Here is a 12721-nt window from a genome sequence, read left to right on the forward strand (position 1 = left end):
AGACGTTAATTAAGCAGTATGTGTGTTATTTCGAGCGATCAGGCCTGCGTGAAGCGGTAAGCACGCCTGACGAAGTAAATTTGAACAATATCAGTGGGTTCTAAGCTGCTGATAGTTATCAAAATAGGTTTAATGTGACGACTCCAGTTTATCAAAATTTTATTCACGGCAAGTTCATTGCTAATAGCAGTGGTGAGACGTTTGCGGTTAAAAACCCTGCTACCGACGACGTTATTTACCATGTTGAAGTGGCAGACGAAGCGGTACAACAAGCGGCAATAGCAAGCGCAAAAGAAGGCTTTGCTATTTGGTCTGCTATGACACCGGTTGAGCGCAGCCGTATTCTATTAAAAGCGGTAGCGTTACTTCGTGAACGAAATGATGAGCTGGCTAAAATTGAAGTGCTAGATACCGGTAAACCTTGGCAAGAAGCCGAGTGTGTAGACGTTGTAACCGGTGCTGATGTCATTGAGTACTTTGCTGGCCTTGCTCCTACGCAAGTAGGTCAACAGCAGATGGTAGGCGACGACTTCTACTATACACGTAAAGAGCCACTTGGCATTTGTGCAGGTATTGGTGCCTGGAACTACCCATTACAAATTGCATGTTGGAAGTCTGGCCCAGCCTTAGCGGCAGGTAACGCCTTACTATTTAAACCTTCAGAAGAAACACCATTAGGTGCTATTAAACTTGCTGAAATTTTCTTTGAAGCGGGCGTACCCGCTGGCGTGTTCAATGTTGTACAAGGTGCAGCAGAAGTTGGCCAATGGTTAACCCAACACCCAGATATTGAAAAAGTGTCTTTTACTGGCGAAGTCGGTACAGGCAAAAAAGTAGTGGCGAATGCAGCCGGTTCATTAAAAGACGTCACCATGGAACTTGGTGGTAAATCGCCATTGTTGGTGTTTGAAGACGCCGACGTATCGCAAGCAGTAAGCGCAGCCATGCTGGGTAACTTTTATACCCAAGGTGAAGTTTGCACAAACTGTACACGGGTTTACGTGCATAAATCGGTATACCAAGCCTTTATTGACGAACTTAAAACCCGTACAGAACAAAACATAGTGGCTGGCGACCCGCTCGATCCAAACGTGAATTTAGGCGCACTTATTTCTAAAAATCACCAAGACTTAGTGATGAGCTACATCAATAAAGGTGTTGAAGAAGGCGCTACCGTGCTAACGGGCGGTACAACGCTTAACCCTGAATCAGCGCCAAACGGCTACTTTGTAGCACCTACTGTATTCACCGATTGCACCGACGAAATGACTATTGTTAAAGAAGAAATCTTTGGCCCAGTCATGAGTGTGTTGGTGTTTGAAGACGAAGCCGATGTTATTCAGCGTGCTAACAATACCCACTTAGGTTTGGCTGCAGGTGTGTTTACCAAAGATATTAAACGGGCACATCGCGTTATCCATAAGCTGCAAGCCGGTATTTGTTGGATAAACAGCTATGGTAATTCACCGGCTGAAATGCCAGTGGGCGGCTATAAGCAGTCTGGTATTGGCCGCGAAAATGGAATTGAAACGCTAGATCACTACACCCAGACCAAATCTGTATATGTGGGCATGACCGACATAGAGAGCCCGTTTTAATGAGTAAGCAAGCATATGATTACATCATAGTGGGTGCTGGCTCTGCAGGGTGTGTGTTGGCTAACCGACTATCAGAAGACGCAAATAATAACGTGCTTTTGCTAGAAACCGGCGGCAGTGATAAAAGCATTTTTATTAAAATGCCCACGGCGTTATCTATTCCCATGAATACCGACAAATATGCATGGCAGTTCCACACCGAAGAAGAGCCGTTTCTAGATAACCGCAAAATGCATTGCCCACGAGGTAAGGTATTGGGTGGTTCCTCATCAATTAACGGTATGGTGTACGTTCGCGGCCATGCAAAAGATTTCGATGAGTGGGAAGAACACGGCGCCCAAGGCTGGAACTACCAAGCTTGTTTACCTTATTTTCAAAAAGCCGAGTCATTTTATTTAGGTAATGATGACTACCGTGGTGGAAAGGGCCCTTTAGGGGTTAACAATGGCAACGAAATGGCCAACCCTTTATACACCGCCTTTATAGAAGCGGGAAAGGAAGCGGGCTACGCTACAACGGCTGATTATAACGCCGCCCAGCAGGAAGGCTTTGGTCCAATGCACATGACCGTGAAAGACGGCGTGCGCAGTTCGGCTAGCCGTGAATACCTAGACCCGGTTAAATCGCGGAAAAACCTAACGCTTGTTACCGGTGCCCTGGCTGAAAAAGTCATACTTGAAGGTAAAAAAGCGGTGGGTGTGCAGTACAGCGTAAACGGTAAACGTGTTACCGCAAAAGCCAATAAAGAGGTGGTGTTAAGTGCCGGTTCTATTGGCTCGCCACACCTTTTACAACTTTCTGGCATTGGCGACAGCGAAACGCTTAAAGCAGCAGGCGTTGACGTTAAGCACCATTTGCCAGGGGTAGGGCAGAACCTACAAGATCACTTGGAGTTTTACTTTCAATATAAGTGCAAACAGCCTATTACGCTTAACGGTAAATTAGGGCTGATTTCAAAAGGACTAATTGGTGCACGTTGGATGTTTACCCGCAAAGGGTTAGGCGCCACCAACCATTTTGAGTCTTGCGCGTTTATTCGCTCGAAGCCTGGTGTTGAATGGCCAGATATTCAGTATCACTTCTTACCAGCGGCCATGCGTTACGACGGGCTCAGTGCCTTTGATGGCCATGGTTTTCAGGTGCATGTTGGTCACAACAAGCCTAAAAGCCGCGGTGCCGTTACTATTAAAACGGCTAATCCTACCGACGCACCCAAAATTCAATTTAACTACTTGCAGCATCAAGACGACATTGAAGGCTTTCGTGCCTGCGTGCGTTTAACCCGTGAAATCATTGAACAAAGCGCGTTTGACGACTACCGAGAAGATGAAATTCAACCTGGTAAGCATATTCAAACCGATGAAGAAATTGACGCCTTCGTGCGCCAAGCGGTTGAAAGCGCTTATCACCCGTCTTGCTCGTGCAAAATGGGTGAAGATGCCATGGCAGTAGTGAATTCCAATACGCAAGTACATGGTATTGAGAGCCTACGTGTTGTGGATTCTTCAATTTTCCCAACCGTACCTAATGGCAACTTAAACGCGCCTACCATTATGGTGGCAGAAAAAGCGGCTGATTTAATACTGGGCAAGCCTGCGCTAGCACATTCACCGGTTAACGTTGCTACATCAAATAATTGGGAAACGGTTCAGCGTAATTCAACGATTTAATCTGAGCGGCCTACACGTACCAAAAAGGCATTTTTGGTACGTATGAAAAATATAACAACAGGAAGAAAGATGAAGCATTATCGATTGTTTTGGGGAGGTAGTAATGACCTTATGGCTTAATGCTGGGATCATTTTCACCCTATTAGCCATTGTGGTTATTCTTGTTAAATGGGGAAATGTGAAGTGTATCGGTGTCACCCCGGTTAGGCTTTTCACTTTTATCGCCATTCTATTTACCTCGGGCCTAGACGTTGGCCTAATCATGTTTCCGCTTACCGAGTTCGGTGGCTATGCAAACATAGCAGCGAACCCTGAATACGCCTTTACTAACCCTATTGCCATTGAGTTTGGCTATTGGGGCTTTCTAATATGGGGCTTTTACTTTCTTACCTGTTTTTATTTTTGCGTGGTAGAGCCCAAGGTTAAGTTCTTCGAAATACCACTGGTTAAATTCATTAATAACGTGGTGATTATTGGTACCTGCGCCTTTACCGCATTTTTACTACTGTCGAATTTACCCTGGTATTTACCCGCTATCGGCGATGGCGAATCTATCATTCCAATTTTCTATTTCATCGTGTTCGCGGCTATCTGCTTTGCGGTTTACTCGAGCACCGACATTAAATATGTACGGCTATTAAGTATCTCTACCACATGGTTGTTTATTGCGTTAATTGGCTTCATGTGGGCGGGCGCCTTCTTGGGAAGTCACAGCCAAATTGCCGCATTTACACATAATTTAGAACTCATCGGTAGTTACTTTGGAAACATTGAACACTTCGTATTGCCGCTAAACGAATACCACGAGTTTTACCTATTTTGGTGGTTCGCGTGGAGCATCATGATTGGGCAGTTCACTTCGCGTTTTGTAGGTGGTTTACGCACCTATCAAGTGCTAGGTGCCATGCTGATATTTCCCTCAATACCTATCGCGGTATGGTTTAGCGTTATTTATCAATATCACGAAGCTGGCATACCCACCACGGGCTTAAAGAATTTTGCGATGGCCTTCGTAGGGATTGTATTTGTTATTAACTCATTAGATTCGCTAATTCGCCTGTACACAGACAACTTAAATTTAACGGTGAAGCGCTTTGGCAGATTTAAATATATTGCCATGAATGTCGTCATGCTTTCCTTGCTGACACTGCTTTTTAAATTCGAGTTTTTACAAATTCAGTGGGTAGGGGCGTTAGTCATCGGCCTGTTTTTCAGCTGTGCGTTTTTCATGCTGTATCGCAAACCTAAAACCGTAAAAAATATCGATAGTTCTCCTGAAGACAACGAAATCGATTTTACAAAAATAGATTCAGGGCCTTAAGAGCCTCAAATAAAAACATCACTATCTATCTAATAACAGAAAATAAAACACAACACACAACGGGAGTTTTATGAACACTTATGTGCCAAAAAAACGAAGCTTAATCGCTTTATCTGTACTTGCAGCGACGTCATTAACGTCAATGCATGCGCTAGCTCAAGAAGCAGAAACGCAAGCAGCTGAAGAAGACAAAGATGTTGAATCAATATTAGTAACTGGGCGTAATGTTTCATACGCTAACAGTGCAACTTCAACAGAAATGAAAAAGCAACAAACCCCGATGACTAGCGCATTGGCACTTATCGACAATTTACCAGGTGTATTGGTAACTGAAGGCGACCCTTTTGGTTCTGATGAATGGTCTACTACGATTTCAATTCGTGGTTTTCAGGTTAACCTTGACTCTCAGCAAATTGGGATGACCGTTGATGGCATCGCCAACGGTAACTCTAACTACGGTGGTGGTACTAAAGCCAGCCGATATATTGATACCGAAAACTTACGTGGCACGGTTGTTTCACAGGGTACCGCTGATATTAGCTCTCGTTCGAATGAAGCGCTAGGCGGTACGATGGATTTCACAACCATCATGCCTGCACTAGACGAGCAACTAACAGTAAGCACTACGTTTGCAGAATACAATGCCAGTAAAGTGTATGTTCGTTATGATACCGGCGAGATTGCTCCAGATACGTTTGCATGGATTTCGTTATCTACTCAGCAAAATGATGATTACATGGATGGGTCAGTGACTAATACCCGTGACCATTTAGAAGGTAAAATCATTAGCACAATAGGTGAAGTAGACCTTACCGGCTACGTGAGTTACGACGATGCACAAGAATACACTTATCAACGTGTTTATGGGTTAGCCCAGTATGCTCAAAACCCGGAATGGGATGGACTAACTGATACGTGGTCTGGTATTCCTTATCAAGATCAGGTTTTTCGCGAAGGGTGGGTTACCGAGCGCGAGAATTTTTTTACCTATCTAAAAGCCGATTTCTCAGTAGGAAGCGTTGATTTTAGTACTAACGTTTATTATCACGAAAACGAAGGTGCAGGTAAGTGGAACCCATACTATATTGCCGATGTAACTGATGACGGCGCAGGTAATGCAAACTCTGAATTAAATACTTCAAGCACCGTAAACGGCGGCAGCACCTTAGGCCTAATCTACTTTGTTAATAGTGCTGGCGAAGCCCTTTCACCTATTGATAACTGTGTCAGTTCAATCAGTTCACCTTACGGTGGTGGTGGCGCTGAAGTTGATCCAAATTGCTATGAGCAAGGCGCTATTGCAGTAAGCTCTAACCGTCATACACATTACAACAAAAAGCGCTACGGTATTAACGGCGACTTCGTATGGAACACAACCATTGCCGATATGGACAACGTAGTTCGTGGTGGTTTTTGGTATGAAGATTATCAGCGTGACGAATACCGCGATTGGCACAAAACCATTGACGCTTCAACAAGCGCTCGCTACGAAAACACCCCTTATTGGATTCAGTACGACCGAGAGTTTCCTGTTGAAACCCTTATGTACTATGTTGAAAACGAACTCGATGCAGGCTTCGCTAAAATTCGTTTAGGGGCAAAGCAGTTTAACGTTGATGTGTCTAAAGAAGACCAATTTACCCCTGAAAATAACTTAAACATATCCTCTGATTCCGATGTACTTATTTCAGCTGGTTTCGTTGCACCATTACCGGTTAATGGTTTAGAGCTTTTCGGTGGATATGCAGAGAACTTTGCAGCGGTTAAAGATGCGGTATTAGAGCGTGACGACACTGATATCAGTACGGTAGAGCCAGAAACCGCAGACAATATCGATTTCGGTTTGCGTTATTCAACGCCTGGGTTCAATGCAAGCTTAACGTATTACACGATTGAATTTGAAAACCGCATTACCTTTGTAAGTAACGAAGACGTAAATGGTATCGACTTCTTAGAATCTGCTGCAGGCGGCTACATCAATGACGGTGGTATTGAATCCGATGGTATAGAAGCATCTATTGATTACAACATTACTGATTCATTAGGCATCTATGTTTCATATACTAAAAACGACTCGACTTACACTGACGAAGGCGTAAGCGGTAACACCGTAATCGGTTCGCCAGAAGACATGGCCGTAGTTAGTTTTGATTACACCAAAGGTGATTTCTACGCTGGCTTTAGCACAAAATACGTAGGTGAGCGTTTCCTAGACCAAGCTAATACACAAGAAACTGACTCTTACATTGTAAGTGACTTGTATTTAGGTAAAACGGCTTACGACATTGGCGGTAGCATTGATAGCGTGGAGCTAAGCTTTACCGTAAACAATGTGTTCGATGAAGATTACCTTGGTTCTATTGCTGCAAACGCCGGATGGATTGGTGCCCCTCGCATCGCTTCTTTCAACGTACGCGTTGCTATGTAATTAAAGAGGTGTAAAAGCGTTATTCAATAGCGCTTTAGAATAAAAATAATAAAGCCGCAACCAGGCTTACTGGCTGCGGCTTTATTCTTAAGTGTTATCACACGGTTTACATACTAACGCGCTATTGTTGTCTTTTTCATGCGCCATTCACTCAAACGACTTGTATTACCACATAAGGTGTTTTTATGAAGTTTTCGACGCTAAGTCCTGCATTATTGGGTATTTCATTATTGGTATCGGGGAGTCTTTTATCACAAACAAGTCATGCCTCGGTGAGTATCACAAAAGGGAAAACGGCCATTCCACATGGGAATGCTATTTCCAACGAAGATTTAACCATTCAAAACGATAAACTCGCATTCGCTATTGCAGTAGATTCAGCGCCGCCGTGGGGCTTAGCTAGAGGCTGTATAGTTGACATTGCTAATGTGAAAGAGGATGGAACACTTAGCAATGACCGCGTTGCTTTTGCTGATTTCATTCCAAATAATTGGTCAAGTTGGCCTAATACCTACACTAAAATTGATATTCTTAAAGACACTGCTCAAGAAGCGGTCGTGAATATCAAAAGAGACTTTGGCGAAACTGAAATAAGTACAACGTACAGCCTTTCTGAGGGCTCCGATCTTATTCATGTTGAAACCACAATGACCAATAAAGGTGATAGCGATATCGACGCGCTTTCAGGCTACACCTTATGGCCAGATTCCGGATACAAATTCGCGGTTCCTCGTAGTCACACTACCGAAAAATCATCTGAAAATGTATGGTTATCAGACCGTTTCGTGGGTTACGACAAAGAATGGGCGGTTGCATTGCACGCACCTTATATGCGCGAAACTAAAAATCAGTCACGTGATTTATACGCGGCACATACCCTTGGCCCTTCACAAAATATGACTTTTTCGGGTGATTATCAGGTATTGCCCCGTGGTAACTTAGCGCCCGTTGTGAGTGCCGAAATAAAGCGAAAGGCACTTAAAAGTGGAACAATAGAAGCGAACGTAAGTACACAGGAAGGGCAAACCGTTGAGCAAGCCGCCATTGTAGTGTCGCAAAATGGTGTGCCTTATATGTGGGCCATGGGTAACGGCAAGAATGTGGATTTCACGCTGCCGGTAGGCGACTATGAAGTTTACGCTACGGGCAAACAACATTCAGACAGTAAAACGCGCCTGATTACCGTTGAAGAGAACGTGACGCAGAAACTCTCATTCGATGCGCTTCGCGCCCCAGGTGAAATAAGCCTTAATGTAATCGATGGGAAGAGTCAGCAGCCCATAGATGCAAAAATTAAAATAGAGCAGGGCAATCAACCACTCATCGAATATTTAGGGGCACGAACCTTCTTCACCGACCTTGATAATATTGGCAGCGCCGTATTTGGTTTGGCACCAGGGGAATACGAATTAAGCGTTTCACATGGCGCGGGCTTTAACGCCAAAAGTACTTTGATTTCGGCAAGCGTTAACGCAAATGAAACCACGACCTTAGCAAGTGCTATTGATGTAAAAACGTACCCTACGAAATACGGTTGGTACGCAGGCGACCTGCACCATCATGCCGATGTATTAGAAGGGTCAACAAACCCGACAAATCTGGTGCGTTCTCAACTAGCCGCTGGGTTAAACGTGTTATTTGTAAGTGATCATGATTCCACTAAAAATAACGACACCATTCAAACTCTAGCCGATGCACGCGATGTGCCCTTTATACCGTCTATTGAAGTGTCGCCGTCTTGGGGTCATTTCAACGCATTTCCTATCGATAGTGGCGCGCAATTAACGGTCGATCCAGGTGTAGATGATATACATACCATTATTGAAGATGTGCGGCGTATGGGCGCTACCGTTATTGCGTCAAATCACCCCTACATACCTTATGGCTATTTAAGCAGTTTAGATAAAGGCACAGCGCCGGGCGGCTTTAACCCTAGCATAGATTTATTTGAGTTAAATGCCGTGGTGAATAACGAGCCAACTATTAATAAAGCGCATCAGTTTTGGAATGAAGGATTACCCTACTATTTTACCGCAGGATCAGACACTCACGATGTGTTAAACCAAACCAGTGGCTTAAACCGGTTGTTTGTATATACCGGCAGTAAACCGACGGCTAAGGGCTTCGCACAGGCCGCAAAAGATGGCCATTCGTACGTGTCTTACGGCCCAGTCATTTACCCTAAAAACGTAATGTTTGGCGATACAATGAAGCTAGCAAAGGCACAAGCGCGAACGATTACTTTCGATTTGGTGGCGGTAAATGGGCTTAAGTCGGTGCAGTTGATTGGTAGTGATAACGCTGCCACTGCTACCAATACGCAAAGTGCCGCGAACAGCGTAGTGCTTGAAGATAAAACGCTTACTGGGGATCACGACTCCGTTAACTTTGAAGTTCCACAAGTTTCGGGCTGGGTTGCTTTGGTCGTAGAAGATATTGAAGGCCGTAAAGCCTTCACAAATCCTATTTGGCTTGAGTTGGTTGATGAGAGCCAGTTTTAGTAGTTGATATTGAAAGTGGGGTCAGAGTGCTTTTGCTAGTAAAGGTATTCTGACCTCATTTCTTCAGTTCTTATTCGTTAATTAATAGAAAAGCTGATAAAAACGACTGCCCCTAAAGGTCTTCTAAATGCTCGCGACCAATCACTCGGCTAATTTCTATTTGGTTGCAACTTTCAATTGTACGAAAATAAATTGTGTGCACACCGTACACACTTCTGCGATATCCTGGACGAATGTGAGAGACTTTCGGGTAGGTGGCCGGTGTATGTGCTATCTGATCCAGACGAATTTCTAATCCGCTTAAGTACTTGGTAGCCTGATTGACTCCAAATCGGTCAATACCAAAAAGAAATAGACGTTCAATATCGTCCGCAGCATCTGGCGATAGCTTGTACTTAGCCACGGTTAGCCTTTCTTATTAAGAGCAGCTTGTTTTATGTCTTCAATGCTAAGCTTGCTGTAGCCTTCTTTTTCAATTCTTTGTTCGGCTTGAATCAGTAATGCTCTAGTGCGAATTAAATCGGCCTCTTCTTCTTTACGTCGCTGCCGTATAAGATCATTAATCACTTCACTGTGGCTTGCATACTCTTGGCTTTCAACTTGAAACTTGAGCCACTCTGCATTGGGTTCATTAATACTGATACTTTGACGATTAGCCATATAAAAACTATAGTTTGGTGCGTTATAGGTTCAATTATACACCAATTTTAATAATGCAAAAGCGTCTCGGTTTTAGCGACGTAAACAATAAGCCCCGAACCTTTTAGGTTTGGGTTTTCGTATTTAGTGAAGCAAGTGAGTATTATAGATGTGTGGGGAGTCAAAAGGCACTTTATGCGCCTAAACTACCCCACTATTACATAACTTAGCTAGTAGCAAGGGCAGGATTGCGATTACGCAGTTGTAAATAACTAAGCGCCCACATGATAAACCCACCAAAGAAAAGCATAGCCGATACATAGCCTGTTTCGTTGAAACTAGCGCCCGATGCCAATAGTGCGCCGCCCAGCATTGGGCCAATAGCATTTGCCGTATTAAATGCGCACTGCACAAGCGCACCTATCATTGCATGCCCCGTGGGTGAAACATCTAACAACATCGACTGAATAACGGCGGCTAAGCCCACGCTTGCACCAAGCAGAAATACCGTAAGGTAAAGCCACCAAATATTACTTGCCGCAAACACATATATAACAGACACCCCAACACTGCATAGCAACGCAATACCTGTGGTACGAAGAGGAGATTTGTCAGCCAGTTTACTAATAAACCAATTACCGATAGTGGTACCAATACCAAACATCATCATGGCAATCGAAATGGTTACTTCTGGCGAGTTAGTCACGTTTAATATGGTATCGGCAAGGTAGGTATAAATACAAAACACACCACCAAAGCCAACAAATATGATGCCTGAAATTGACCATACGAGTTTGTTCTTAAGCACGCCAAACTCTTCCCGTAAGTTCGTTGGCGTGGTGACTGGGCTGCTAGGCACGAACATATAAATAAGTGCGATGGTGATGAGCGCAAGGGCCGCGACTAGCGCCATACACACTCGCCAACTCATATTTTGCCCTATCAGGGTTGCCATGGGCACACCGACAATAGTGGCAATAGTTAAACCAGCAAACACCATCGACATATAGCTGGCGCGTTTACCAGCAGGAGCCATACTAGCGGCAATCAATAACGCAGTACCAAAATAAGCGCCGTGGGGCAAACCAGACAATACACGATAAAACACCAACTCTGGCAAGCTAGAGGCGATAGCACTTAAGCCATTAGCTATACACATCATTGCTGCAAAGATGATCAGAGAAGTGCGTCTGTTGGTCTTGTTAGTCAGTAACATAAACGACGGCGCGCCAATGACCACACCAATGGCATAGCCGCTTATTACATTGCCGGCCATTGATGGCGTGACAGCATAAGTTTCGGCGATAAGAGGTAACATCGACATAGATGAAAACTCTGTAAGCCCTAAAACAAATGTGCCCAGCGCCATTACGAAGATAGGCCAAACTACGGCGCTTGGGTTTGAAGGTGATGCAGACATAAATACCTTAAAATTTGATGGTGAGGAATAATGTAAGCCTCAGCAATCACAAATACGTTGTAAGAAATTGCGCGATAGAAAGCAATTAACGTATTTACGTTAACGTTCGATACAGCAACTTGGTGTAGTAGGGATGTTTTGAGCCAAAGGAAACCTAGAGATAAACCGGTATTCGCATTAAGCAATGAATTCTTATTAGGAAAGGTATTATATGCTAGGGCCTGTTGATCTTTGCTGCATATATTTCACTCAGCAGTACATGGGTAGCCACATCATCGAAAATGCCAGTGATACCATGCTGGCATAATTCCTTGCTAACTTTTCATACCTCGTTGATATTGAACGATAATGCTTTATTCGAGCAAAGGCGTTTTCAACTAGGTGGCGATATTTATAGAGGCACCAATCAACGCTGCCTTTGTCTATATCTTGGCCATAGTTCCGTTTCGGTATGACGGAGATACCTCCTTTGGCTTCAATATATTCTCTTAATGCGTCACTATCGTAGCCTTTGTCACCTACGAAAATGTTTACTTCCCTTAAATGGTCAACCAGACTTTGAGCCCGAGCTATATCATTTCTCTGGCCTTCTGATAGTTCAAAATAAATTGGAAGCCCACCACTATCCACGGCTAAATGAATTTTTGTGGAGTTACCACCTCGGCTTTTTCCAATGCACTCATTATCCTTAGTAGCTGCTCCGGCACTATGCTGATGAGCTTTGACAATCGAACCATCAGCAAAGACCCAGTCGTAATCAGCCAGTTTGGCTAACTCATTGAATAACATATTCAATAAACCTTTCTTCGACCATAAATTGAATCGGCGATAAACGGCGCTCCAACCGCCGAATTCTGTTGGTAAATCACGCCAAGGAATTCCTGTTCTCAGCCGGAAGAGTATCCCTTCAAACGTCATTCTATGTTCTGGTTTATTGTAAATGCGGCCTGTACTCTTCATTACTTGAAGTAGCTTTTGCCACCGCTTATCAGTTAGCATTAGTCTCGGCATGGTAGTGAGTTGTTCTTTTACTTTTGGCGAAGCAAATTATAACTCTTTACCATGCTGCTCAAAAACCAATCACGAAAGATCAACACGCCTTAGGAATGCATCATATTTCTATTGCTAGCGCCACAGATAGCTT

General features: G+C 43.9%; 9 protein-coding genes. 5 read left to right on the top strand and 4 right to left on the bottom strand.

Annotation, left to right across the window (positions count from 1 at the left end; genetic code table 11):
- Positions 1-134 precede the first annotated feature (134 nt).
- From betB to AMBT_RS06770, 5 genes are all read left to right on the top strand, one after another.
- Complete coding sequence (betB, locus tag AMBT_RS06750) at positions 135-1598, top strand: betaine-aldehyde dehydrogenase (protein WP_013783860.1); 1464 nt, start codon at positions 135-137, stop codon at positions 1596-1598.
- On the top strand, positions 1598-3268 hold the full coding sequence (betA, locus tag AMBT_RS06755) for a choline dehydrogenase (protein WP_013783861.1): 1671 nt from the start codon (positions 1598-1600) through the stop codon (positions 3266-3268). Before betB ends, betA begins: the two co-directional genes overlap by 1 nt.
- A 103-nt stretch (positions 3269-3371) precedes the next feature.
- Complete coding sequence (locus tag AMBT_RS06760; RefSeq protein ID WP_013783862.1) at positions 3372-4589, top strand: BCCT family transporter; 1218 nt, start codon at positions 3372-3374, stop codon at positions 4587-4589.
- 70 nt (positions 4590-4659) lie between these two features.
- Positions 4660-7017, top strand: coding sequence for a TonB-dependent receptor domain-containing protein (locus AMBT_RS06765; protein ID WP_013783863.1), 2358 nt, complete (start codon positions 4660-4662; stop codon positions 7015-7017).
- Between the two features lie 185 nt (positions 7018-7202).
- On the top strand, positions 7203-9518 hold the full coding sequence (locus tag AMBT_RS06770; RefSeq protein ID WP_013783864.1) for a CehA/McbA family metallohydrolase: 2316 nt from the start codon (positions 7203-7205) through the stop codon (positions 9516-9518).
- Between the two features lie 112 nt (positions 9519-9630).
- Here the strand turns inward: AMBT_RS06770 and AMBT_RS06775 are convergent, their stop codons facing one another.
- From AMBT_RS06775 to AMBT_RS06790, 4 genes are all read right to left on the bottom strand, one after another.
- On the bottom strand, positions 9631-9921 hold the full coding sequence (locus tag AMBT_RS06775; protein WP_013783865.1) for a type II toxin-antitoxin system RelE/ParE family toxin: 291 nt from the start codon (positions 9919-9921) through the stop codon (positions 9631-9633).
- Positions 9922-9923: 2 nt separating this feature from the next.
- Positions 9924-10178, bottom strand: a complete 255-nt coding sequence (locus tag AMBT_RS06780) for a ribbon-helix-helix domain-containing protein (protein ID WP_013783866.1) — start codon at positions 10176-10178, stop codon at positions 9924-9926.
- A gap of 205 nt (positions 10179-10383) precedes the next feature.
- On the bottom strand, positions 10384-11577 hold the full coding sequence (locus AMBT_RS06785; RefSeq protein WP_013783867.1) for an MFS transporter: 1194 nt from the start codon (positions 11575-11577) through the stop codon (positions 10384-10386).
- Between the two features lie 249 nt (positions 11578-11826).
- A complete protein-coding gene (locus AMBT_RS06790; protein ID WP_013783868.1) occupies positions 11827-12588 on the bottom strand; it encodes an IS5 family transposase in 762 nt (253 codons plus the stop codon).
- Positions 12589-12721: the final 133 nt, after the last annotated feature.

Origin of the sequence: Alteromonas naphthalenivorans, from assembly GCF_000213655.1 — a bacterium.
GTDB lineage: Bacteria > Pseudomonadota > Gammaproteobacteria > Enterobacterales > Alteromonadaceae > Alteromonas > Alteromonas naphthalenivorans.

What these genes read in the sequence shown, in the direction of transcription:
- AMBT_RS06765 (WP_013783863.1), top strand. Translation starts at nt 4,660, where the DNA reads ATGAACACTTATGTGCCAAAAAAACGAAGCTTAATCGCTTTATCTGTA.
- AMBT_RS06785 (WP_013783867.1), bottom strand. Translation starts at nt 11,577, where the DNA reads ATGTCTGCATCACCTTCAAACCCAAGCGCCGTAGTTTGGCCTATCTTC.
- AMBT_RS06790 (WP_013783868.1), bottom strand. Translation starts at nt 12,588, where the DNA reads ATGCCGAGACTAATGCTAACTGATAAGCGGTGGCAAAAGCTACTTCAA.
- AMBT_RS06770 (WP_013783864.1), top strand. Translation starts at nt 7,203, where the DNA reads ATGAAGTTTTCGACGCTAAGTCCTGCATTATTGGGTATTTCATTATTG.
- AMBT_RS06760 (WP_013783862.1), top strand. Translation starts at nt 3,372, where the DNA reads ATGACCTTATGGCTTAATGCTGGGATCATTTTCACCCTATTAGCCATT.
- AMBT_RS06780 (WP_013783866.1), bottom strand. Translation starts at nt 10,178, where the DNA reads ATGGCTAATCGTCAAAGTATCAGTATTAATGAACCCAATGCAGAGTGG.
- betA (WP_013783861.1), top strand. Translation starts at nt 1,598, where the DNA reads ATGAGTAAGCAAGCATATGATTACATCATAGTGGGTGCTGGCTCTGCA.